The organism is Hyunsoonleella sp. J2K-J805 (genome assembly GCF_057167125.1).
This window is the reverse complement of record NZ_CM169901.1, coordinates 1,697,699-1,722,606: the sequence shown is the minus strand read 5'-3', so window position 1 is coordinate 1,722,606 and position 24,908 is coordinate 1,697,699. Positions and strand designations below refer to the sequence as shown.

The 24,908-nt window shown below is 35.6% G+C and carries 24 protein-coding genes; 16 read left to right on the top strand and 8 right to left on the bottom strand.

The features are described 5' to 3' along the window. Window positions 1–60: 60 nt before the first annotated feature. The 3 genes from AC1B0Z_RS07575 to AC1B0Z_RS07565 are packed head-to-tail and all read left to right on the top strand — an operon-like array spanning window position 61 to window position 2,844. Window positions 61–573: a hypothetical protein gene (locus AC1B0Z_RS07575; protein ID WP_483795000.1), complete on the top strand. Its 513-nt coding sequence runs from the start codon at window positions 61–63 to the stop codon at window positions 571–573. Further along, window positions 573–1,991, top strand: coding sequence for a DUF5723 family protein (locus tag AC1B0Z_RS07570; RefSeq protein ID WP_483794999.1), 1,419 nt, complete (start codon window positions 573–575; stop codon window positions 1,989–1,991). The genes AC1B0Z_RS07575 and AC1B0Z_RS07570 overlap by 1 nt, the downstream gene beginning before the upstream one ends. Next, window positions 1,981–2,844, top strand: coding sequence for a hypothetical protein (locus AC1B0Z_RS07565; RefSeq protein ID WP_483794998.1), 864 nt, complete (start codon window positions 1,981–1,983; stop codon window positions 2,842–2,844). Before AC1B0Z_RS07570 ends, AC1B0Z_RS07565 begins: the two co-directional genes overlap by 11 nt. 17 nt (window positions 2,845–2,861) lie before the next feature. On the opposite strand, the gene AC1B0Z_RS07560 is transcribed toward AC1B0Z_RS07565, so the two are convergent. Beyond that, window positions 2,862–4,145 carry a replication-associated recombination protein A gene (locus AC1B0Z_RS07560; RefSeq protein ID WP_483794997.1) on the bottom strand — a complete coding sequence of 428 codons (1,284 nt, stop codon included), beginning with the start codon at window positions 4,143–4,145 and terminating at the stop codon, window positions 2,862–2,864. A gap of 230 nt (window positions 4,146–4,375) precedes the next feature. Between AC1B0Z_RS07560 and AC1B0Z_RS07555 the strand changes: the two genes are divergently transcribed. Continuing rightward, window positions 4,376–5,107, top strand: a complete 732-nt coding sequence (locus AC1B0Z_RS07555) for a rhomboid family intramembrane serine protease (protein WP_483794996.1) — start codon at window positions 4,376–4,378, stop codon at window positions 5,105–5,107. A gap of 9 nt (window positions 5,108–5,116) precedes the next feature. Here AC1B0Z_RS07555 and rlmB read toward each other — a convergent pair whose 3' ends face one another. The 7 genes from rlmB to AC1B0Z_RS07520 form a co-directional block, all read right to left on the bottom strand. Then, entirely contained in the window at window positions 5,117–5,854 is a 738-nt protein-coding gene (gene rlmB / locus AC1B0Z_RS07550; protein ID WP_483794995.1) for a 23S rRNA (guanosine(2251)-2'-O)-methyltransferase RlmB, read from the bottom strand. Window positions 5,855–5,924: 70 nt separating this feature from the next. Further along, entirely contained in the window at window positions 5,925–7,697 is a 1,773-nt protein-coding gene (locus AC1B0Z_RS07545) for a S8 family serine peptidase (protein ID WP_483794994.1), read from the bottom strand. Window positions 7,698–7,895: 198 nt separating this feature from the next. Next, entirely contained in the window at window positions 7,896–9,491 is a 1,596-nt protein-coding gene (locus AC1B0Z_RS07540) for an aryl-sulfate sulfotransferase (RefSeq protein WP_483794993.1), read from the bottom strand. A gap of 120 nt (window positions 9,492–9,611) precedes the next feature. After that, window positions 9,612–10,361, bottom strand: a complete 750-nt coding sequence (locus AC1B0Z_RS07535; protein WP_483794992.1) for a hypothetical protein — start codon at window positions 10,359–10,361, stop codon at window positions 9,612–9,614. Between the two features lie 5 nt (window positions 10,362–10,366). Then, complete coding sequence (locus AC1B0Z_RS07530; protein ID WP_483794991.1) at window positions 10,367–11,860, bottom strand: RagB/SusD family nutrient uptake outer membrane protein; 1,494 nt, start codon at window positions 11,858–11,860, stop codon at window positions 10,367–10,369. Between the two features lie 11 nt (window positions 11,861–11,871). Then, window positions 11,872–15,156, bottom strand: coding sequence for a SusC/RagA family TonB-linked outer membrane protein (locus tag AC1B0Z_RS07525; RefSeq protein ID WP_483794990.1), 3,285 nt, complete (start codon window positions 15,154–15,156; stop codon window positions 11,872–11,874). Window positions 15,157–15,273: 117 nt separating this feature from the next. Beyond that, complete coding sequence (locus tag AC1B0Z_RS07520; protein ID WP_483794989.1) at window positions 15,274–16,968, bottom strand: POTRA domain-containing protein; 1,695 nt, start codon at window positions 16,966–16,968, stop codon at window positions 15,274–15,276. A 177-nt stretch (window positions 16,969–17,145) separates the two neighbouring features. Between AC1B0Z_RS07520 and rpsL the strand changes: the two genes are divergently transcribed. The 12 genes from rpsL to rplP all read left to right on the top strand — a co-directional run bounded on the left by rpsL (window position 17,146) and on the right by rplP (window position 24,900). Next, window positions 17,146–17,520: a 30S ribosomal protein S12 gene (rpsL, locus tag AC1B0Z_RS07515; protein ID WP_042245171.1), complete on the top strand. Its 375-nt coding sequence runs from the start codon at window positions 17,146–17,148 to the stop codon at window positions 17,518–17,520. Window positions 17,521–17,540: 20 nt separating this feature from the next. Next, a complete protein-coding gene (gene rpsG, locus AC1B0Z_RS07510) occupies window positions 17,541–18,017 on the top strand; it encodes a 30S ribosomal protein S7 (RefSeq protein WP_483794988.1) in 477 nt (158 codons plus the stop codon). Between the two features lie 3 nt (window positions 18,018–18,020). Beyond that, window positions 18,021–20,147, top strand: a complete 2,127-nt coding sequence (gene fusA, locus AC1B0Z_RS07505; protein ID WP_483794987.1) for an elongation factor G — start codon at window positions 18,021–18,023, stop codon at window positions 20,145–20,147. An 11-nt stretch (window positions 20,148–20,158) separates the two neighbouring features. Beyond that, complete coding sequence (gene rpsJ, locus AC1B0Z_RS07500; protein WP_007650482.1) at window positions 20,159–20,464, top strand: 30S ribosomal protein S10; 306 nt, start codon at window positions 20,159–20,161, stop codon at window positions 20,462–20,464. Between the two features lie 195 nt (window positions 20,465–20,659). Continuing rightward, window positions 20,660–21,277, top strand: a complete 618-nt coding sequence (rplC, locus tag AC1B0Z_RS07495; protein ID WP_483794986.1) for a 50S ribosomal protein L3 — start codon at window positions 20,660–20,662, stop codon at window positions 21,275–21,277. Next, entirely contained in the window at window positions 21,277–21,906 is a 630-nt protein-coding gene (gene rplD, locus AC1B0Z_RS07490; RefSeq protein ID WP_483794985.1) for a 50S ribosomal protein L4, read from the top strand. Before rplC ends, rplD begins: the two co-directional genes overlap by 1 nt. 7 nt (window positions 21,907–21,913) lie before the next feature. Further along, window positions 21,914–22,204 (top strand): 50S ribosomal protein L23, encoded by a 291-nt coding sequence (gene rplW / locus AC1B0Z_RS07485; protein WP_092579375.1) that lies wholly within the window; start codon window positions 21,914–21,916, stop codon window positions 22,202–22,204. Window positions 22,205–22,209: 5 nt separating this feature from the next. Beyond that, window positions 22,210–23,037 (top strand): 50S ribosomal protein L2, encoded by an 828-nt coding sequence (gene rplB / locus AC1B0Z_RS07480; protein WP_483794984.1) that lies wholly within the window; start codon window positions 22,210–22,212, stop codon window positions 23,035–23,037. Window positions 23,038–23,040: 3 nt separating this feature from the next. Continuing rightward, window positions 23,041–23,319 (top strand): 30S ribosomal protein S19, encoded by a 279-nt coding sequence (gene rpsS / locus AC1B0Z_RS07475; RefSeq protein WP_042245192.1) that lies wholly within the window; start codon window positions 23,041–23,043, stop codon window positions 23,317–23,319. A gap of 6 nt (window positions 23,320–23,325) precedes the next feature. Further along, on the top strand, window positions 23,326–23,733 hold the full coding sequence (rplV, locus tag AC1B0Z_RS07470) for a 50S ribosomal protein L22 (protein WP_483794983.1): 408 nt from the start codon (window positions 23,326–23,328) through the stop codon (window positions 23,731–23,733). 7 nt (window positions 23,734–23,740) lie between these two features. Next, window positions 23,741–24,460 (top strand): 30S ribosomal protein S3, encoded by a 720-nt coding sequence (gene rpsC, locus AC1B0Z_RS07465; protein ID WP_130965047.1) that lies wholly within the window; start codon window positions 23,741–23,743, stop codon window positions 24,458–24,460. A 20-nt stretch (window positions 24,461–24,480) separates the two neighbouring features. After that, window positions 24,481–24,900, top strand: a complete 420-nt coding sequence (gene rplP / locus AC1B0Z_RS07460) for a 50S ribosomal protein L16 (RefSeq protein WP_042245202.1) — start codon at window positions 24,481–24,483, stop codon at window positions 24,898–24,900. Window positions 24,901–24,908 lie beyond the last annotated feature (8 nt).

Sequence of the window (24,908 nt, the reverse complement as noted above, 5' to 3'; positions counted from 1 at the left end):
AAGCACAGCGTTTTTAGAAAGATGATGGCAAGTAGACTAAAATATTTATATTGGGTATTTATGGCGTTAATAGTTTACAACTGTACGAAGCCAGTCGATTTTGATCAGGCCAATGATTTGGTGTTACAACCTGTGATAGAGTCTAGTTTAATATTTTACTCAGCTTCAGCATCAGACTTTTTTGTAGGGGGAATCGAGCAGAATACCGCAGAGGATTTTGTTGAAATAGACTTTTTTAGTGGCAGTTTCATTCAGGATAATCTCGTAAAAGTGGAGTTTGTTTTTGAAATCGAAAACTCAATTAACCGAGCATATCAGCTGCGTCTCAATTTTTTTGATGAAAACAATCAGTTATTAGAAAGTTTCAATGTTAATACCGATCCATCGCCAAATAATCAAGTTATAGCATCAATACATACGGAAGTTTTTGAAGGAGAAGCACTGGAGCGTCTAAAACAATCTGAAATCATTGCCTTTACGCTTGTTATGCAACCAGGTGAAGCAATTAATCAGGACACTCCAGGGGAAATTAATGTAAAATCCAAAGGTATTTTTTCTTTAAATATTGATTAATGCGTCTTGTAAAGCTTCCTTTTTTTATGGTTTTTTTGGCTGGTTTTTGTTTTGGGCAGAACAAACAGGTGCTTTACGGATTTTCTGAAATACCTCAATCGTTACTGTTAAACCCTGGAGTGCAAATAGATAACAAAGGCTATTTTGGAATACCACTTTTGTCACATATTCATGTAAATGGAGGCTCCTCAGGGATTTCTCTATACGATCTTTTTGCTGAGGATGGCAGAGATTTTAATTCGAAATTGAGAAATGCAGTTAATACTTTAAGTGATAGAGATTTTTTTACAGCTACACAGCAGCTTGAAATATTTTCGGGAGGTTTTGCCTACGGACCATCTTATGATAAAAATCAATACCTAAGTTTTGGTTTATATCAAGAGTTTGATGGTATAGGTTATTTTCCAAAGGATTATGCGGTTTTGGCATTAGAAGGCAACCAAAGAAATATAGGGCGACGTTTTAATTTAAGCCATTTAAATTTTTCTGCAAGTGTAATTTCAGTGCTTCATGTTGGATATAATAAAAGGGTAAATTCCAAATTTACTTATGGTATACGAGGTAAAATGTATTCTAATGTGGCAGACATAAGCTCTAGTTCAAACAGTGGACAATTTATTACATTACAAGGTGACAATAATATCTACAGACATATCTTTAGTCTAAATCTTGAAGCTAGAACTTCAGGAATAGTTGATGTATTTGATGAAGGTAACTCTGGCGTTAGTGAAGGTCTCAGGAGGTTAAGACGGCGTTTATTATTTGGAGGCAGCCTAGGTTTAGGTTTTGATTTGGGAATAACATATCAAGTAAATGATCAATGGTACGTGGATGGAAGTATATTAGACGTAGGTTTTATTACACATTCAAAAAACATAAGGAACTATCAAATAAAGGGAGATTTAGAATTTGAGGGAATAGATCCTATTTTTCCAGAATCTAGCGGAAATCAAACGGCAGATGAATATTGGAGCCAAATTGAGGAAGATTTTGAAGACTTGTTTACCATTGATTCTACAACAACTCGATATACCACAACCCGACCAGTAAAACTCAATGCTTCAATTAATTATGCCTTTGGCGAGAAAAAGCATAGAGATTGTGATTGTCTAGCTGAAGATAGTGGTTATCTAAATAGAGTAGGTGCACAACTCTATGCCATAAAGAAACCTAAAGGTATGCAGGGGGCGCTTACGGCTTACTATTACCGACGTATTTTTAATGGATTAAGCGCCAAGGCCACCTATACCATAGATCCGTATAGTTTTAGTAATGTTGGTTTGGGAGTTTCAGCAAATATTTTTGGTTTAAATATGTATCTCATGGCTGATAATTTTTTAGCATATCAAAATATATATGATGCTCAACATGTATCTTTACAACTAGGACTTAATTATATTTTTAAAAATGAAAACTAAAGTAATCGCTTCCTTAATTACCTTTTTAATGGTTTGTAATTCGTTTGCACAGTCAAATCTTAACCATTACAAATATGTAATTGTACCCAATAAATTTGATTTTCTAAAAGAAGAGAATAAATATCGTTTAAACGAATTGGCTCAGTTTTTATTTAATAAAAACGGTTTTACAGCTTTAATGGAAGGGAGTGATTATCCTCAGGATCTCACGATTAATAGATGTTTGGCATTGCGATCTGATGTTACTAAACAACAAGGGATGTTTAAAACCAAGTTGAATGTAGTATTAAAAGATTGTAATGATAGAGTGGTTTACACATCAGAAGTAGGGGAGAGCAGAGAAAAAGAATTTAAAACAGCCTATAATATAGCATTAAGGGCTGCATTTGATTCTTTTAAAGCTTTAAATTATAAATACGAGCCAAAAAATACTTCTATGGCACCTCAACGAAACGAAGTTGTAGAGGAGGTAAATGCACAGACACAAGAAGAAATTAAAAAGTTGAAACAAGAGATAGAGATACTAAAAAAAGAACCTGCAAAGGTTGAAAAAAAGAGGGTTGAGGTAAATGAAACACCGCTGGTTATACCTAATGAAAAGAGGCTTGACGCACCAAATACCACTTCAAATATATCGCCATCTAACGTGTTGTATGCACAAGCAATTGATAATGGTTTTCAATTAGTGGATAGTTCACCCAAGGTTGTTTATAAGATTAAAAATACAGGAGTAAAAAATGTATTCTTAATTGAGGGTAAATCTGCTATAGTCTATAAAAACGGAAATATTTGGGTCCTGGAGTATCATACTGAAAATAAAAAAGTTGTAGAAGAATTAAATATAAAGTTTTAATCTTCAATCTTCAATCTTCAATAACCATATTTATTCTTCCAACGTTTTTTTAAAAATTCACGTTGTGCATTTTCTCGGGCATTGTTCCTGGGTTCGTAAAGGGTTGTGCCTTTAATTTCGTCAGGAAGAAACTCTTGGTCGGCAAAATTATCATCGTAGTTGTGGGCATATTTATAGTCCTTGCCATAACCCAGTTCTTTCATCAATTTTGTTGGTGCATTTCTGATTTCTAGTGGTACGGATAAATCGCCAGTTTCCCTAACCAATTGTTGGGCATCACCAATAGCTTTATAAGCTGCATTGCTTTTTGGTGAACAAGCCAAATACGTAGCGCACTGGCTTAAAATAATTCTAGATTCAGGAAAACCAATGGTAGAAACCGCTTGAAAGGTATTATTAGCAATAACTAAAGCGGTAGGATTGGCGTTACCAATATCTTCACTAGCAGAAATCAAAAGCCTGCGGGCAATAAATTTTACATCCTCTCCACCCTCAATCATACGAGCAAGCCAGTACACTGCTCCGTTTGGATCGCTACCTCGAATGGATTTTATAAATGCCGAAATAATATCATAATGTTGCTCACCAGTCTTATCATAACGCACCGTATTGTTCTGCACTCTCTCCAAAACAAAGTCATCAGTAATTATCATCTTCTCAGCATTACTAGAATTTATAATAAGCTCAAAGATATTAAGCAACTTTCTGGCATCACCGCCAGATAGCCTTAACAAAGCATCGGTTTCCTGTAATGTAATTGTTTTTTTAGATAAAATAGTGTCGTTAACAATAGCACGCTTTAAAAGCAGCTCTAAATCGTTTTTAGAAAATGCATTTAGCACATACACTTGGCAGCGCGATAATAAAGCAGGAATCACCTCAAAACTGGGGTTTTCAGTAGTTGCACCAATTAAAGTAATCCACCCCTTTTCTACGGCTTGTAGTAAGGAATCCTGTTGAGATTTACTAAACCTATGTATTTCATCAATAAATAAAATGGGGTTTTTAGTAGTAAATAACGCACCACTCTGTTTCGCCTTATCAATAACTTCTCTAATATCTTTAACCCCAGAATTTATAGCACTTAAGGTGTAAAAAGGCCGTTCAGATTCCGAAGCAATAATATTCGCCAGCGTTGTTTTTCCCGTTCCAGGCGGTCCCCAAAAAATCATAGACGCAATAAGCCCATGCTTTAATTGCTGTGAAAGCGCACCATCCTTCCCAACCAAGTGCGTTTGGCTCACATAATCGGCTAAACGCCTTGGGCGCAAACGCTCTGCTAAAGGTGCATTTGTATTCATCACTGTAAAATTAACTGATTTTTATTTAAATTTTGGGCGTGCCCCAGATAAAAATCTGGGTCGGGCTTTGCACTATATCTTTTTTAAAACTGCGCTGCGCTATTTTTAACCAAAATGTATTTTGGTTAAAAACCATTTTAAAAAAGGATGCCGTTGCAATCCCTCACGCGCTTATCTGCCATTTTAGCACATCATACAAAGCTGGTTAACTATTTGCTATATTTATGCTAATGAAACAAAATAAACATTTTGAATATACCACAGGCGTCATTGCTTACCCAATACTCTTTGTGCTTATTATTTGGTTAGTATTTTGGTTCGAAGTACGTTTCGGATTTAAATTTTCTAAATTCGGTGTATACCCACAAACCCTTTCAGGTTTAAGAGGCGTAGTACTAAGTCCGTTTTTACACGGCGATATTCAGCATCTTTACCATAATACGATTCCGCTGTTTGTATTATCCATGGCACTTTTTTATTTCTATAAACCCATAGCTTGGAAAGTTGTACTTTGGGGTATTTTATTATCGGGCTTTTTAACTTGGTGCATTGGAAGATCATCCTATCATATTGGTGCAAGCGGACTAATTTATGTGCTAGTTAGTTTTACATTTTTCAAAGGTGTTTTCGCAAAACATTACAGGCTTATTGCGTTATCATTGCTTGTAGTATTCCTTTATGGTAGTATGATATGGTATACTTTGCCCATTGAAGAAGGTATTTCATGGGAAGGCCACCTTTCAGGATTGATAACAGGACTTGTTTTTGCTTTCATTTTTAAAAGGCAAATTGCTAAACCTAAAAAATATGTCTGGGAGCAAGAGAATTACAACGAAGACGACGATCCTTTTTTAAAACATTTTGATGAAGATGGGAATTTTATCGAACAATTAGAACCTGAAACAGATCCAGAACAATTTCCAAAAATCACATATAAATTTAAGGAGGAGAAAAAAGACTAATATAAGAGTCTATTTTTGTCTTTGCCTAACTACCTCATATAAAAAAGCACCACAAGCAACAGAAACATTTAAGGATTCAATCTCTCCTAATAAAGGTAGTTTTGCCTTTTCATCAACAACTTTTAATAGAGAAGGATTTATGCCACGGCCCTCAGAGCCCATTACAATGGCGCAAGGTTCTTTAAAAGAGACATCATAGAGCAAATTATCTGTTTTTTCGGTAGCAGCAACCACTGTTATACCAGAAGCTTGCATGTAAAATACAGCATCCTTGATGTGGTCTACTTTACAAATGGGGATTTTAAAAACCGCTCCAGCACTAGTTTTAATAGTATCTCCGTTAACAGGAGCACCACCTTTTTTTTGTATTATGATGCCATCCACACCAGTACATTCGGCGGTTCTTATAATGGCACCAAAATTACGTACATCACTAAGCTGGTCTAATAATAAAAATAAAGGTGTTTTAGCAGATTCAATTACGTTTAAAACTAAATCTTCTAAACCATAGAAATCAATGGGCGAAATTTGAGCTACCGCACCTTGATGGTTCTTTTTAGTAAATCGATTTAATTTCTCTATTGGCACGTAAGAAGTATTAATGTCATTTTTTCTAACGATAGTTTCCAATTCAGAAAAAAGCTCTCCCCTAAGACCTTTTTGTAAAAACACTTTATCAATAGTTTTCTCTGAATTTATGGCTTCAATAATGGCTCTTATACCGAATATTAGGGTTTGGTTTTGCATGTGGTAAAAGTACTAAAACTAAAAAGCCCCATTTAAAAAAAATGAGGCTTTTTTAATTGTAATAATTATCTTATTCTATAATGATTTTTTTATTAATGCTAGAATTACCTTGAGTAATATTTAAAAAGTAAATACCATTTTTAAGATTATCTATGGCTATTCTACCCTGTACAAATTGAGCAAATTGTTTTTTAGTTTCGTTATAAACAGCGCGTCCTTGAACGTCAAACAATGATATTTTAATATTCGATGTGTTTTGAGGTTTAAAATTAAAGTTAACGTAGTCACTTGTTGGGTTTGGCCAAACATCAACGAACTCATTGCTCGAAAAATCATTATTGCTCAGAGTTAAGTTGGCTCCAGTTACAATTAAGGAGAAATCCTGACTTTGAGGAGAAAACGGCCCACCTTGGTTTCCTTGTAGAGTTCCTTTGTGTGTCACTACTAATGTATATACTCCAGCGGTTGGAGTTTCAATATCTATCCTTTCAATGTTATCTGTTATGTTATCACCTTTTGCGTTAGAGAAACCAGAAGAGCTATCAAATTCTAGTTTCCATGGAAAATAGGTAGTACCGTCTTTAGTTATACGTAAATCTAAATCATTTATTAACCTTGGAGTCATATCATTAGGGTTACTATCATCTACAACGGCTATACCAGGTAAATCGGTCCAGCATATTGTAGCAGATAATTTTCCTCCAGATTGGACTGTAAATGTTGTAGTATAAGTATTGCCATTTGTCAAGCTTAGCTCGTCTAATTTTGCAAAATTATTGTTAGCAGCTGTTATTGTTTCTGCAGATGCGCGAGCATCTAAAAACCCCCAACCAAAATTTGGGTCAGGGCCAGCAACTACATTATCATCAACAGCATGATGGCATGCTAAAGCTTTTAAAGTTGAAGATTTCATGTAATTACCATTTAATTGGTTGTAGTATTGTTGTAATAGCAATAAAGAGCCAGCAGTATTAGGAGATGCCATAGATGTTCCTGTATAAGAATCGTAGTTCCCATCAAGTACTGTAGAAAATACAGCAGTACCATCAGCAGAAATATCAGGTTTTATTCTTAAGTCGTCTGTAGGCCCTTGACTACTAGATGAATTTATTGAAAAACCAGCTAGATCGAAAGAAAATGGAGTTAGCGAAGGACTCGCATTTGCAACAACTAAGTTGTTTTTTGCATTTTTATCGGTGGTAAGTTTATCAAAGCCCGGAAACATGCCCCCTGAGTAAGAATCGTTACCAGAGTTTCCAGCAGATGTAACTATTAAATAGTTAGGGTGTTGTAAGGCTATATTATCAATAGATTGAGCAGACGAGGTATAAGCTCCCATTATCCAAGCATCAAGTAGTTCTCCGTCATCTTGACGTACTGGAATACCGTAAGAATGATTAGATATTAAAATAGGATTTTCTTGATCATTAACAGCAATAACCATTTCAGATTCGTCGTTGTTCCAATTATAAGATTTTACTGTTACACCTGGAGCCATTCCTCTCGCAGATGGATTTACACCAGAAGCAGCAATTGTACCTGTTACATGAGTGCCATGGTCGTCGTTACTAACAGTACCATCTACTGATGCAGTTTCCACTTGGATTATACGAGAATCAGATCCATTACTAAACTCGGTATGTGTATGTTCGGCAGGACCTTCATCCCATACTCCAATGGTCATTCCAGAACCATCAAGATTAAGATTAAGCGAACCACCTGGTTGTAAGTGAGTTGTTTTGGTTGCTCTAGCGGCATCCAAATTGTCTGCACTTCTATATATGGGCTTGCCATTCATTATATCATATAGATACATCGAAGCACCTTTAGTGTTTAATTTCATGGGATTATTAGGATTCAGAAAGGTGAAATTTTCAATTCTCTGAATTCTCTGGTCATTCTTTTGTTGTAGTTCTTCGAGTAAAATTTTCTTTTCTTCCGAAAGATGACTCAAATTTTGTGCTTGAGCGTAACTGGAAAAAAATATAAGAAATAGTGAATAATAAATATATTTCATTTTCATGTTTTTTTATCTAAGATATCATTCTTTTATGAATTTAAAAGAATAAATTATGTTATTTGATGTAACCTTGCAAAAGTATAAGTCAGGTTTAAGTAAACTTATGTTCAGAGTTTTTCTTTTTTGAAATTCAAGTAGCTTGCTTCCATTTATATTAAATACTTCTATTTTATCAATAGAGGTTGAAGTGCTTATGTTCAGTTCATTTTTTGCCGGATTAGGAAAAAATGATATGTCAGTCTCAAAATTAATTGTGGAGAGCGCAGTGACACATGATGCAGAGATTGAATTTGTGTTTTCAATAATACCAGTATTATTAAAGGTTACGTTATCAAAAGCTGGATAATTCTCTGAATATTTATGTGCTTTGAATGTAACATTATCATCATTTGGAGTATCAAATTGGTTATAATTTGTTCCGTTAGCAACAGGAATTTCATATACCCAGATAACATCACCATCTATAGTAACTTCAGAAAGCCTTCCTTTAGTAGTTTCTATAATAAGCGCGTTGCCATTGTCAGTTATTTGTGTACCAGATCTATTCCCAGCAAACATTGGTGTACCCATAATATTACCATCCCAAGACCAAAAATAGTCTTCTGGTAAAAATGACCCTTCGTGCGTATTATACATACCGTTGGAAAAGTTAGGTTCGATAATATGAACAGATGATGAAGTCGTATCAGAGCCATATCCATCATTATTAAATACTGATATTTTTCCAGTATTTGGGCCACTTTTAATCCATCTAGGATCGTGTTGTCTTCCTAATTTTCTATCTGATATGGTGCCATTATCATAGGTCATAGGATTTCCCCAACGCCATAAAAAATCGCCTCCTTTTCCGTATATGCCCCCTGAACTACTAGCGGCTTGCGCAGTTGTTGTACTGTGGTCAATAATAAAAATTTCGTTAAGATTCCTAGATGAAATAACTATCTGGTCTAAAGATGGATTATAGTCTATAGAATTTAAATGTATGAAATTTAGCGGGTCGGAAGACTCATAATTGATATCTAACAATTGTGGGTTTTCAGACACAACGCCGAAGTTAGGTTTGGTATTATCAAAATCTTGTACGATATGATCAAAAAACTTCCACTCCCAGACCACGCGAGCAGCGTTAGAACCCATTGGTTCAATTTCAATAACCTTTTCTAAGGCAATACTTGCGTCCTCGGGAAAAGAAGTATCCTTACCCTGGGCTATAATTTCGTCTCTTGTATAGAAATCCCTTATAAGCAATAAGTAGTTTCCATTAGGCAACGGTGTAATATCATGATGAGTAGTGGCACCTAATACTTCTCTGTGATCGATACTCCATAATAGATTATTATTCCAATCTCTGAGTTCAGATCTAAATCTATTGCTTTGTAGTAAGTTACCATTTTCAAGAAGGTAACTATTTACGCTGGTACCATCAAAAGTCCATTCGTTAACAACTTCTCCACAGTTGTTTATTAAAAAGACTCTTTCATCGGTAAGTGGGTTGAATAGCGTATAGCCACTAGATACTGAGGCATCTAAATCGATATAAATTAACCCAACTGTTTCTTGAGCGCAAATTAAAGTAGGGAGTATAATATACGCTAGGATAAAGTATTTCGTTTTCATGTAAAATTTTAATCTTTCTTTTTCTTTTTTTTTTTAATCTAGGGTTTAATCATGTAATATCTATTGAGAAAAAAACCGTCTGCGTGAGACGGTTTTTTAGTTTATAAAAATTGTGCGTATTTAGTCTATTGAAAATGTTGCTACGCCAAAAGTACCAGCTACACCAGCGCTTCCGCCAGGAACAATGCTTGAGGCTATTACCTCGCCATTAGCACGAACTTCAAAGCCATCACTAGTAATACCATCGCCCCATGAGTCATAAACTACTATGCCATAATCTCCTGTAGATAGACAAAACTGAGTTGTAATAGTTGTAAAGTCATCGGCTGGATTTGCAAATGGGCCACCTGAATTTAATAGAACTTGATTACCACCAGACAAATCATATAACTCCCAAGTGGTTTCATCTGGCCAATCATCAGTAAATAATAAAAAATCTACTATAGTATCTAAACATTCTTCGGTAACACTTAATGCAATAGGTCCACCATTACTAACACCAGAAACGTCTTCAAAATCTATAACTAAATTCTGTGATACAAAACCTAAGTTATTATTGTCAGTTATTGAAATGGTAATACTCCCTTCGTTAGAATTCGCTGGTATAGTTATTGAACTTGGTACGTTGAAAGGTGCCAATAAATTAGTTCCGTTAGTTGATACAAAAATATTATATGTCCTATCGCTGTTACTAATTTCTGAAGCATAAGCCTTTATTTCTACTTCCGTCGTACCATTGGGAGCTACAAGTACATCTATTGGATTAATTTCGAAAGCTACGAAATTGTTCAAGTCGGTACTTAATTCGTCCTCACATCCAAAAAAGGACGCAAAGCATACAAGAATTAATATATATTTATAAAATTTCATAATTTTTATTGATTTTGTGTTGAGATATTAGGATTATTGATAATTTCTGTCTCTGGAATTTGGAAAGAAATTTCATCATCGTCATAGGCAAAAGATTCTCCAGCTCTAAATACGTGATTAGTACCGCGTGTAACGGTTGCTTTGTTACGTTTCATTGCCAAATAACTCTTTCCTTCACCCCAAAGTTCAATACGAGTTTGTAAATAAATTTCATCTATCAAGCTTTGACCAGAGAAGGCATTTAAGTAAGCAGTTGCTTCAGTTCTTCCTCCTTCAAGCCTAATCTCTAATAAATCGGTTAAAAGGTTTTTAGCACTAGTATCGTCTCCAAGATTAGCAGATGCCTCAGCACTTAGCAGATAAAACTCTTCTACTCTCATGAAGATGTAATCTGTAGTAATCGCAAATTGTCCACCAGCTACTCTGTTTGGATCGAAAAACTTGTTTACAGGTTGAAGTTGAGCAGCGCCATCTCCAAATTGATTAGCTCTTATATCTGTAGAAGGTATTTGACTATACAATGCATCATCTATAGATTTTGTATCACCAGCCCACGCGTAACTATAAGTGAAGAAGTCCATTTGCCCCCACCAGTTTATTAATTGATGACCAAGATCAGCAGTGATATCAAATCCCCATACCCAGGATGGAGTTGTTGCACTGTTGAAACCTGAACCAGGACCAGGGAAAACTAATTGCTCTGCCGTAGTTAATGGATATTTTGCAATAACAGCATCTGCATAAATTTTGGCATTCGTATAATCGCCCATAGCCGCATATACATAAGCCAATAATCCTTCTGCTACAGATTGATCTACAGTACTAATTTGAGTTCTAGAAAAACCTTCTAAATTACGTATAGCAAATGTTAAATCACTGATCATTAGATCATAGATTTCAGATGCTGCAACTTTACCGTTTTCATTAACGTCTACACTATATAAAGGAAGTATAGGTTGTGTAGGATCATAACTCGGTTGGTACAGTTGCGTAAGGTAAAAATAAGCATAGGCTCTGTAAGCTTTAGCTTGAGCATTTATTCTTAACACATTAGCATCATCTGTTTGGGGGTCATTACCACCAGAACCCAAAATTACAGTATTGGCAATATTGATTATTCTATAATAAAAGTTCCATACAAGCTGATTTTCTTGTCTTGTAAAATCTGTTGTAACCAACATATTGGCAGTAGCGTTATACCATCCAAATGCACTGGCAGATAGCGAGGTGTCTCCGGATACAATATCTGTAAAGATATCTATTCCTTTTTGTCCAATATCATAATGTCTATTGGCATCAGTACCCAAGGTACCAAAAGGTTCGATTATTAAACCAGCAATTCCTTCTAATGTACCTTCAACTAACTCAGGGTTAGTTTCTACATTTTCGGCAAAATCTACATCTGTTATTACTGCCGTACTTCTAACAGGTTCTAAAAACTCACTGCTACAACCAAACATGATTAGTGCTAGTGACGTTAAATAAATTAATTTTCTCATAGTATTTCTTATTAAAATTGAATTTTAGTACCTAAACTGAATGTTGTGGCTGGTAAAAATATTCCAGAGTTGGTAGTTGCAATAGCTGTAGATGGGTTTAATCCATTTCTTCTACTTTGCATCATTAAATTGTCTCCAGATATAAATAAACTCATACTTTCTAGACCAATTCTGTCTAAAGCAGTCTTTGGTACTCTATATGTCATGTTAACGTTGTTAAGCGCAAGGAAATCTGCTCTAGTTAGAAAACGCGTTGAGAATGCATTTTGCAATCCATCTTGGTTGAAATTTGCTGATAGTCTAGGAACAGTGGTGATATCACCAGGTTGAGACCATGCATTTCTAATATCAGTATGAAAGTTATCAGCTCCTATAAGATTATTATCCATAAGGACAGCATAACCTGCATCGTACACGTAACCACCAATACTATAACTAAATTGAGCAGAGAAATCAAAGTTTTTAATACCTAAGTTCAGTCTAAAACCACCTCTCACGTCAGGTATAGCAGATTTGCCAACAAATACTTGAGTCGCGTCGGAGTATGTATTTGTTGTTGTTCTTTGAATATTAGCATTAGGATTAAGTTGGCGGTATTCAAATAATGTAGATGTAGTATTATCATTAGTACCATCATTATCTTCATCAAATTCAAAGCCCTCGGCATTTGTTATATCACCTGTATCTAAAACACCATTATTATTTACATCATCATAATATTGGTACCAAAGTGCTTCACCGTTTGCAGGGTTTACTCCAGCATATTCGCGCATAAACCAATCCCATTGAGATTTTCCTGCAGCTAAATTATCAGCATCATCAAAAATTAATGGTGTGTCAGATGATAAAGGCGTAGGCATTTCAGTAATCCTATTTTTAAATGTTTCACCATTTAGAGTAAGCGAAAACCTTAAATCTTCTTGATCTATAATTTTTGCGTTAAGTGTAAATTCTAAACCACTATTCTCTAGCTCACCACTGTTGTATCTTATATTAGAGAAACCACTAGATGGTGCCAAGTTTTCATCAAAGAAAAGGTTAGTAGTCCGTTTGTCATAGTAATCAACATCTAAACCAATTCTACCTTGCCAAAAGGTGCTTTCAAAACCAAATTGTAGGATATTAGAAGTTTCCCAAGTTAAGTCAGGATTAGCTTGAGTTATACTCTGAGTAAAGGAATAACTACCATCTGGTGTTTGGTTTATTGAAAAGAGTTGAAAACCATTCAATAACCCAGTACCTACATCACCTATAACACCGTAACTACCTTTAAGCTTTAAAAAATCTAAGAAAGATGAATTAGATAAGAAGTTTTCGCTTGAAATAACCCAACCTAAACCTACAGATCCAAATGTTCCCCATTTGTCATTTAAAAATCTAGATGAGCCATCACGTCTTAATGAAGCTGTCACATAGTACTTGTCATCAAAACTATAGTTTAACCCTGAGAAATAACTATCTAAAGTCCAACCGGTTCTAAAGCTTTCAGCACGTCCTAAAGGTGTTGTATATTGATTTAAGTCAATAGTATTTGGTAATATAGCCCTCTCCGCAGCACCACTGATAGTTCTGAACCTATTATCAGTAGTTTCATGCGCTGCAAATAGTTCAACATTATGTTTTCCATAGGTGTTTTTAAAACGTAAAAGCGTTAAAAAGTTTTGATTAGTAAATAGATCATCATCTAAAAATAAACTACCACCAGCATTGGATGCTCCACCGTAGAAGGGGTTATTTCTATTAGCGTTCAATCTTTGATCAAACTGACCACTATATCGTGTTTCAAACGTTAGGTAATCGGTAATATTTATATCAATATTAAAATTACCTAATAATGTCGTAATATCCGTTTGGTCTAGGTCATAAGTAGCTACGGCCACACCATTAGTAGCGTTCCAAGCACGTCTACCTGTTACATCACCATAATCGAACTGAGAACCACCAAAAATTGGGTCAGGCACTAAATTACCATTTAAATCTCTTAAAAATACATCATAGATTGCTGGCGTAGTGTAAAGTAATGCAAAAGGGTTTGCAGAACTTCCTGTGTCTCCTGCATTACCTGAAAAGTTACTTCGAGCACCACTCCATGCCATATTTCCTCCAATGGTCAGCCATTCTTTAACTTTATGATCTAATTTTAATCGTGTTGTATATCGTGTGAATTCTGAATTTACACCAATACCAGTTTGGTCAACATATCCAAAAGATGCCGAGTATTTGGTTTTCTCGTTTCCTCCCGATGCTTGAAGGTTAATTTCATTTCTAAAACCATCTTGTAAAGCAGCATCTCTCCAAAGTGTTGGAGTAAAACGTCTTTGTACATTAGAGTTAAATCTACCAGTAGATTGATTTATCAATTGGTTACCAGGAACATTCCAGATATTGTAAAGTTCGTTTATACCAGCAGCTGTTCCATAGAGATTATTACTTGCAAAATCATCTGGATTAGCCGCATTATTTAAAATAGCATTATTCCTAAGTGCCTGATAAGACAACTCAACATATTCTTCTGGTGAGTTTACAACATCGTATTCAGGTAAAAATAATGATTGGATACTTGTAGTAGCCTCAATAGAAATTCTAGCTTGTCCATTCTTTCCTTGTTTGGTTGTAATTAATATTACACCATTCGCACCTCTAGAACCATAAATTGATGTTGCCGCGGCATCTTTTAAAACCACCATAGATTCTATGTCTGAAGGATTGATAGATTGTAAAACATTTGTGCCAGAAAGTGGAGCACCGTCTACAATATACAATGGAAGAGAATTACCATTAATAGAACCAAAACCTCTAATCCTTACTTCAGCAGCAGCTCCAGGTTGTCCGCTTCTTTGTATCACGTTTACACCCGCTACTTCACCTCGTAATGCTTGTGTTACGTTTGATACTACCTTATCTTCAATTTCGCCGATGTCTACCACCGCGGCAGTACCTGTAAATGATTTTTTTGTAGTGGTACCATAACCCACAATTAGTACTTCTTCAAGTGCCGAGGCATCCTCCGATAAAGTAACACTAACAGTGTTTGATGAACCAACTTTAGCCTCTTGAGTTGCGTAGCCAACAAAGCTAAACACAAGCGTAGCTCCTTGATTCGCTTTAATTGAGTATTTGCCGTCAAAATCGGTAGAGGTTCCATTGGTTGTACCTTTTACTAAGACAGTTGTGCCTGGTAATGGTAATCCATTTTGATCATTAACCACACCAGTAACTGTCTTTTCTTGTGCAAAAGAAATATGCACAACAAACGCTAGTAGTAGCGTTAAAAATCCACTAAACTTTGTTTTCATTTTTTAATTATTTGAATTAGTCAATGTCAAAAATCATAATAAAAAGTTAATTAAACAATAATTTATGGTTAAAATTTGATTGTTTGGTTTAAATTTTATCAAAATGTCAAAATTTTACTAGAAATTTGCAACTAAACTAATATGAATCTTAGAATTCGATAATTTGAAATTCTGATTCTCATTTTTACCATTAGCATAATTAAATTTTAGTAGGCCTGAATTGGTAAGAATGCCAAAGCCAAAGCCGAATCCAAAAAGCTTTTCTTTTAGATTGGAAGATTTATCTTCAAAATAGGCAATATCTGTAATGGAGTGTATATATATGGAGTTGCTTAATCGGTATCTGTATTCGGTATTCAAAACTCCGAATAGCGAAGCAAACAAACTATTTTCTTCAAAACCTCTAATGGAGTTGATGCCTCCGAAGCGCAGCAGTTCATTTTCAAAATAGTTGTCTGAGATTAGATTTGAACCTTCAACATTCAAATAAATACTGTTTTTCCTATTGAGTTGAAAACTGTTAAACGCTTTTAGTGTGATTAAAGATTGCTCAGTTTTAATGTTGGAAGCTGTTCTGTTGCCAAAATTGGTTTCGATATAGAAATTTGATTTAATCGGAAATAGAAGGTCATAAAACTGAGGTTTGAGATATTCGTACGACACTGTGAAGTAATTAGAGTTATAATCTTGCAAGGACACAATTGAAGCTTCTGAACGTAGATTGTTGGATTCAATACTGGAAATTCCGGCTGATACTTTGTGTAAGGTGTTTATTTGATAATTGATACGAGCCTTTTGATCAATGGTGGTAAAGGAACTGTCTTTTCTAAATATCCTCAAATTTAAGTCTACTCCGATTGGGGAATTGAATAAATAGGGTAGTTCCAATCTTGCATCAAATGTATCTTGGTCTATTTCGTCACTTTTATAGAGTAAACTAAAAGTTTCACCATAGTTTAAATTGTTGATCAATCTTAAATTTAAAAATCCATCAAATTCTAATTTATTGGTCTCATCATTGGTGCCAAAACCTAAAAACCCATCAAAGGTGTTGCTTTTTGATTTTTCTACATAAAGATATAAGGATGTGGAATCTTCTTGAAACAAAACTTCGGGTGCTTTTACTTGGTTGGCGAATCGCAGATTGTTGAGTTGTTCAGTTTTCTTTTCAATTTCTGACAAATCAAAAGTTTGAGAGGTTTTCAATTTCAAATAATGTTTCAGAAAGGATTTTGGGAATTTTTCATACCCAACTATTTTGATGTCATCAATGGTTCTTTTTGTTTTATTAGAGCTAACAACTAAATCTGCTTTTAGGTTGATGCTATCTTTCTGCTTAATGTTTGAAAGTTTCAACTTTGAGAAAGGAGTGCCACTATTTGCTATTTCAGAATTCAGAAAGTTAAGACTATTTTCAATTGATGAAATATCAATGATGAAACAGGTATCGGTTACTTTTTTTGAAATTGAATTCAAAAGAGAAGTGTTCAAGTCATTTTTTGAATAGTATACATATACGGTGTTGAATCTTTGTTTTAAATGAAGTTTTGCATCAAAAACAGAATCGTTTTTCTTTTTGAGATTAATCAATCTGTTTTCAATGTAACCTTTGCTGTTAAGGACCATTCTAAGCGAGTCAACTTCAGATTTAACCGAAAGGAAATTTTTATGATTTTTTTGATAACCCACAGAGTCAATTATTTTCGTTTCAACCTCAGTTTCGCCATAAATATTCAACTGTAAATTTTGACCAAATACTTCAGAAGAAAAAAATGTATATATAATAAGGACAAGAAATGAAGTTTTGCGCACGCTGATTTCTGTGTATTTAAGTGTAAATCTAACGGAAAAAGAACACTTTTAATATGCTCTAAAAATTTAATTTCAAAAACTCTTCAAAATTAATGATTTAGGGTTTGAATAATTAATTTTAATTTCTACCTTTGCACGCCTCTAAATAGAGGTTAATAAAATTTTATATAGAAATATATGCCAACAATTTCACAATTAGTAAGAAAAGGAAGAGCCAAAATAACCAAGAAGAGTAAATCGGCTGCTTTAGATTCTTGTCCGCAAAGACGTGGTGTATGTACTCGTGTTTATACAACAACTCCTAAAAAACCAAACTCAGCAATGCGTAAGGTGGCAAGGGTTCGTTTAACAAACGGTAACGAGGTAAATGCATACATTGGCGGTGAAGGACATAATTTACAAGAGCACTCGATAGTATTGGTTAGAGGTGGAAGGGTAAAAGATTTACCAGGTGTTAGATATCACGTTGTTCGTGGGGCTTTAGATACAGCAGGTGTTGCTGGAAGAACCCAGCGTAGATCTAAGTACGGTGCTAAACGCCCTAAGAAGTAATTAAACTTTAAGAAGAAGACATGAGAAAAAGAGCAGCGAAAAAAAGACCACTTTTACCAGATCCAAGATTTAACGATCAGTTGGTAACACGTTTTGTTAATAACATGATGTGGGACGGTAAGAAGTCTGTGGCGTTCAAAGTATTCTATGATGCAATTGATATTGTAGATGCGAAAAAGACTGACGAAGAAAAATCGGCTTTAGAAATTTGGAAAGATGCTTTAGGAAATGTGATGCCTCACGTAGAAGTACGTAGTCGTCGTGTTGGTGGTGCAACATTCCAAATTCCAATGCAAATTCGTCCAGATAGAAAAATATCAACTGCCATGAAATGGTTAATTGGTTATGCTAGAAAGCGTAACGAAAAATCTATGGCGCAACGTTTAGCTTCGGAAATTTTAGCAGCAGCTAAAGAAGAAGGTGCGGCAGTTAAGAAAAGAGTTGATACACATAAAATGGCAGAAGCTAACAAAGCATTCTCTCACTTTAGATTCTAAGACATGGCAAGAGATTTAAAATATACTAGAAATATAGGTATTGCTGCGCATATTGATGCAGGAAAAACTACTACTACAGAGCGTATTCTTTATTATACAGGTGTTTCTCATAAAATTGGTGAAGTGCACGATGGTGCTGCAACAATGGACTGGATGGAGCAAGAGCAGGAGAGAGGTATTACAATTACTTCTGCTGCAACTACTTGTACTTGGCAATTCCCAATTGAAAATGGGCAGCCAACTTCTGAAACTAAAGGATATCACTTTAATATTATTGACACCCCGGGTCACGTTGATTTTACAGTTGAAGTAAACCGTTCATTACGTGTACTTGATGGTTTAGTATTCTTATTTAGTGCAGTGGATGGTGTTGAACCACAATCTGAAACTAACTGGAGACTTGCTGATAACTATAAAGTACCTCGTATCGGTTTTGTTAATAAAATGGACCGTCAAGGATCTAACTTTATAGGTGTTTGTCAACAGGTAAAAGATATGTTGAAGTCTAACGCGGTTCCAATTGTTTTAAACATTGGTGACGAAGCGGACTTTAAAGGTATTATCGATTTAGTAAAAAACCGTGCTATTGTATGGCATGATGAAACTCAAGGGGCAACTTTTGATGTAATTGATATTCCAGAAGATTTAAAAGAAGAAGCACGTAAGTACCGCGCACTTTTAATCGAAGAGGTTGCAACTTATGATGAGAACTTATTGGAAAAATTCATGGAAGATGAAGATTCTATTACAGAAGACGAAGTGCATGCTGCGCTTAGAGCTGCTGTGATGGATATGGCTATCATTCCGATGATTTGTGGTTCTGCTTTTAAAAATAAAGGCGTACAGTTTTTATTAGATGCTGTTTGTCGCTATTTGCCTTCTCCTTTAGATAGAGATAATATTGTAGGAACTAATCCAGAAACTGGAAATGAGGCGGTGCGTAAACCAGATGCTTCAGAACCTTTCTCTGCTTTAGCATTTAAAATTGCTACAGATCCTTTCGTAGGTCGTTTAGCATTTTTTAGAGCATATTCAGGACGTTTAGATGCTGGTTCTTATATTTTGAACAACCGTTCTGGTAAAAAAGAACGTATCTCTCGTATTTACCAAATGCACTCAAACAAGCAAAATGCTATCGATTTTATCGAAGCTGGAGATATTGGAGCAGCGGTAGGATTTAAAGACATTAAGACTGGTGATACTATGTCTGATGAAAAACATCCTATTGTTTTGGAATCTATGGATTTCCCTGATCCAGTAATCGGTATTGCTGTTGAGCCTAAAACCAAGGCAGATGTTGATAAATTAGGTATGGCTTTGGCTAAATTATCTGAAGAAGATCCAACATTTACTGCGAGAACTGATGAAGCATCAGGACAGACTATTATTTCTGGAATGGGTGAGCTTCACTTAGATATTATTGTTGACCGTTTGAAGCGTGAGTTTAAGGTTGAAGTAAATCAAGGGCAACCTCAAGTAGAGTACAAAGAAGCTATTACACAACGTGCAGAGCACAGAGAAGTTTATAAGAAACAATCTGGTGGACGTGGTAAATTTGCTGATATTGTGTTTACATTAGAGCCTGCTGAAGAGGGGAAAACAGGTTTGGAATTCGTTTCTGAAATTAAAGGTGGTAACGTTCCTAAAGAATTTGTTCCTTCTGTTGAAAAAGGATTTAAAATGGCAATGGTAAATGGACCGTTGGCTGGATACGAAGTTGATGCTATGAAAGTAACATTAACGGATGGTTCATACCATGATGTGGATTCTGACCAATTATCATTTGAATTGGCTGCGAAGCTTGGATTTAAAAATGCGGCAAAAGCAGCAAAAGCTGTTATAATGGAACCAATTATGAAACTTGAGGTAATTACACCTGAAGAAAACATGGGTGACATTGTAGGTGATTTAAATAGAAGAAGAGGTCAAGTAAGTGATATGGGTGATAGAGCTGGTGCGAAAACTGTAAAAGCTACTGTGCCACTATCAGAAATGTTTGGTTATGTAACTACATTAAGAACATTATCATCAGGTCGTGCGACATCAACAATGGAATTTTCACACTATGCTGAAACTCCTTCAAATATTTCTGAAGAAGTAATTAAGGCAGCAAAAGGCGTTGAAGCTTAAAATTTAAGAAAATGAGTCAAAAAATCAGAATAAAACTTAAGTCTTACGATCATAATTTAGTAGATAAGTCTGCTGATAAGATTGTAAAAACAGTAAAAAGTACTGGAGCTGTAGTAACGGGGCCAATTCCATTACCAACGCACAAGAAAATTTTCACTGTACTACGTTCTCCACACGTAAACAAGAAGTCAAGAGAGCAGTTTCAATTATCTTCTTACAAAAGATTATTGGATATCTATTCTTCGTCATCAAAAACCATTGATGCTTTGATGAAGCTTGAATTACCAAGTGGTGTTGAGGTAGAGATAAAGGTATAGATACGCGATTAATCGCGTATGTACAATGGCGCGAAATGCCAATGTACATAACCATTAAAATGTCCCACCGATGCGGTCGCGGGAAAAACGGATAAATACATTTCAGGGACGAAAGGTATTTTGTCCCTGAATTTTTTAGAGACGCGATTCATCGCGTCTAAAAAAAGAATAGTAATAATTAAATAAATAATAAAAATGTCTGGGTTAATTGGAAAAAAAATCGGTATGACCAGCATCTTCGATGAAAACGGGAAGAATATTCCTTGTACAGTAATCGAAGCTGGACCATGTATCGTTACCCAAGTCAGAACTGAGGAAGTTGATGGTTATAAAGCTGTCCAACTTGGTTTCGATGACGCGACAGAAAAAAGCGCTACTAAAGCAGACTTAGGTCATGCTAAAAAAGCGGGTACTTCTGTAAAACGCAAAGTTGTTGAATTCAAAGGTTTTGATGAGGAGTACAAATTAGGAGATGCTATCACTGTAGAACATTTTGCAGAAGGTGAATTTGTTGACATCGCTGGTACGTCTAAAGGAAAAGGATTTCAAGGTGTTGTAAAACGTCATGGTTTCGGTGGTGTAGGTCAAGCTACTCACGGTCAGCATAACCGTTTAAGAGCGCCAGGTTCTATTGGAGCTGCATCTTATCCTGCACGTGTTTTTAAAGGTATGAAAATGGCCGGAAGAATGGGTGGAGATAAAGTAAAAGTTCAAAATTTAAGAGTTTTAAAAGTAGTTGCTGATAAGAATCTACTTGTTGTTAAAGGGTGTGTACCTGGACACAAAAACGCTTATGTAACAATTCAGAAGTAATGAAAGTAGCAGTTTTAGATATAAACGGAAAAGACACAGGTAGAAAGGCAGACCTTTCTAAAGATGTGTTTGCTATTGAGCCTAATGATCATGCCGTGTATTTGGATGTTAAACAATATTTAGCAAACCAAAGACAAGGAACTCACAAGTCGAAAGAACGCGCTGAGATTTCTGGAAGTACACGTAAGATTAAAAAGCAAAAAGGAACTGGTACTGCAAGAGCAGGTAGTATAAAGAGTGGTGTGTTTAAAGGTGGTGGACGTATGTTTGGTCCAAGACCAAGAAATTACGGTTTCAAATTAAACAAAAGCGTAAAGCGTTTAGCTCGTAAATCTGCCTTAAGTATCAAAGCAAATGAAAAGGCCATTACAGTTTTGGAAGACTTCAATTTTGATGCTCCTAAAACTAAAAACTTCACTGCAGTTTTAAAGGCTTTAGAGCTTGAAAACAAAAAAACATTGTTTGTGTTGGGTGGGTCAAATAATAACGTATATTTGTCATCGCGCAATTTAAAACGTTCTGAAGTTATAACTAATTCAGAATTAAGCACTTACAAAATTTTAAATGCAAACCAAGTTGTGCTTTTAGAGAGTGCCTTAGAAGGAATTGAAACAAACTTAAGTAAATAAGAAACAGATGAGTATCTTAATTAAACCTATAATCACAGAAAAAGCGACAGCAGATAGCGAGTTAAAAAATTGCTATTGGTTCGCAGTGAACACGAAGGCGAACAAGGTAGAAATCAAAAAAGCGGTTGAAGCTGCTTATGGTGTTTCTGTTGAAAAAGTTCGTACTATAAATGTCCGTCCAGATCGTAGTACCAAGTATACAAAAACTGGTATTCAACATGGTAAAACAAATGCTGTTAAAAAAGCAATTGTACAACTGGCGGAAGGTGAGATGATTGATTTATATGCTAATATGTAATTAGAATGTCAGTAAGAAAATTAAAACCAATCACACCAGGACAGCGTTTTAGAGTAGTAAATGGGTATGACGCCATAACTACTGATAAGCCGGAGAAAAGTTTATTAGCTCCGAAAAAAAGGTCTGGTGGTAGAAACAGTCAAGGAAAAATGACCATGCGCTATATTGGTGGTGGTCATAAAAAGAAGTATCGTATTATCGATTTTAAGAGAGACAAAACTGGAATCCCAGCAGAAGTTAAATCTATCGAGTACGATCCAAATAGAACAGCTTTTATAGCTTTGTTGAATTATCAAGATGGTGAAAAAAGATACATTATTGCTCAAAATGGTTTACAAGTAGGGCAAAATGTAGTGTCTGGTGATTCAAGTGTTGCTCCTGAAATTGGAAATGCAATGCCATTGAGTGAGATTCCGTTAGGTACAATCATTTCTTGTGTAGAGTTACGTCCTGGTCAAGGTGCTGTTATGGCGCGCAGTGCTGGTGCGTTTGCACAGTTAATGGCGCGAGATGGTAAGTTCGCTACTGTAAAGTTACCTTCAGGTGAAACACGTTTAGTGTTAGTAACTTGTATGGCAACTATTGGTGTTGTTTCTAACTCAGATCATCAGTTAATAGTTGGCGGTAAAGCAGGTAGAACAAGATGGTTAGGTAGGAGACCACGTACAAACCCTGTTAGGATGAACCCAGTTGATCACCCGATGGGTGGTGGTGAAGGTCGTGCTTCAGGTGGACACCCACGTTCTAGAAATGGTATACCTGCTAAAGGTTATAGAACCCGTTCTAAAACAAAAGCGAGTAATAAATATATTGTAGAACGTAGAAAGAAATAAGACATGGCAAGATCATTAAAAAAAGGACCTTACGTTCATTATAAATTAGAGAGAAAAGTTGCTGCAAACGTTGAGAACAACAAAAAAACGGTAATTAAAACTTGGTCAAGAGCAAGTATGATAACACCAGATTTTGTTGGACAAACAATAGCAGTGCACAATGGCCGTCAATTTGTACCAGTTTATGTAACTGAAAACATGGTAGGCCATAAGTTAGGAGAATTTTCACCAACGCGTTCATTCCGTGGGCATGCAGGTGCTAAAAACAAAGGTAAAAAGTAGTAAGCTATGGGAAGTCGTAAAAAACAAATGGCAGACGCTATTAAGGAAGCAAAAAAACATGTTGCTTTTGCTAAACTTAATAACTGTCCTACATCACCAAGAAAAATGCGTTTAGTAGCCGATTTAGTAAGAGGTGAAAAAGTAGACAAAGCACTTAATATTTTAAAGTTTAACAATAAGGAAGCCTCTGGTCGTTTAGAGAAGCTGTTATTATCAGCTATTGCTAACTGGCAAGCTAAGAATGAAGATGCAGATGTTGAATCAGCTGAATTATTTGTTAAGGAGGTTAAAGTGGATAGCGGATCAATGCTAAAAAGATTGCGTCCAGCGCCGCAAGGTCGTGCACACAGAATCAGAAAACGTTCTAACCACGTAACACTAGTGGTTGGTGCTAACAATAACACACAAGCTTAAATAGAGTATGGGACAAAAGACAAATCCAATCGGAAATCGCTTAGGAATTATCAGAGGATGGGAATCTAACTGGTACGGAGGAAACGATTATGGTGATAAACTTGCCGAAGACGATAAGATTAGAAAATACGTTCACGCGCGTTTATCTAAAGCTAGTGTAAGTAGAGTAATTATTGAAAGAACTCTTAAGCTTGTAACCGTTACTATCACTACTGCTCGCCCTGGTATCATTATTGGGAAAGGTGGTCAAGAGGTAGACAAGCTAAAAGAAGAGCTTAAAAAGATTACTGGAAAAGAAGTTCAGATTAACATCTTTGAGATTAAAAGACCTGAACTAGATGCATTTTTAGTAGCATCAAGTATTGCGAGACAAATTGAGAATCGTATCTCTTACCGTCGTGCAATCAAAATGGCTATTGCTGCTACAATGCGTATGAATGCTGAAGGAATTAAAATCCAAATTAGTGGTCGTTTAAATGGTGCTGAAATGGCGCGTAGCGAGCATTATAAAGAAGGACGTATTCCTTTATCAACTTTTAGAGCCGATATTGACTATGCTTTGGTTGAAGCACATACTACCTACGGTAGATTAGGTGTAAAAGTATGGATCATGAAAGGTGAAGTATATGGTAAAAGAGAGCTTTCTCCTTTAGTTGGATTATCCAAACAAAAAGGAAAAGGTGGACGTGGTGGAAGAGATAACAGAAACCAACGTCGTAGAAAGTAATTTTTTAAAGAAAGCAAAAAATGTTACAGCCTAAAAGAACAAAATTTCGTAAACAGCAAAAAGGACGCATGAAGGGAAATGCCGGAAGAGGGCATCAACTTTCAAGTGGAACTTTTGGTATAAAATCACTAGACTCGAACTTTTTAACATCGCGCCAAATAGAAGCCGCACGTATTGCCGCTACGCGTTACATGAAAAGGGAAGGGCAACTTTGGATTAAAATTTTTCCAGACAAGCCTATCACTAAAAAACCTCTTGAAGTACGTATGGGTAAAGGTAAAGGTGCCGTTGAATATTGGGCAGCTGTTGTTAAACCTGGACGTGTTTTATTTGAAGTTGGTGGTGTGCCTTTAGACGTTGCAAAAGAAGCATTGCGTTTGGCAGCTCAAAAATTACCAGTGAAAACTAAGTTTATAATTGCTAGAGATTACGAAGCATAATTTTTAAG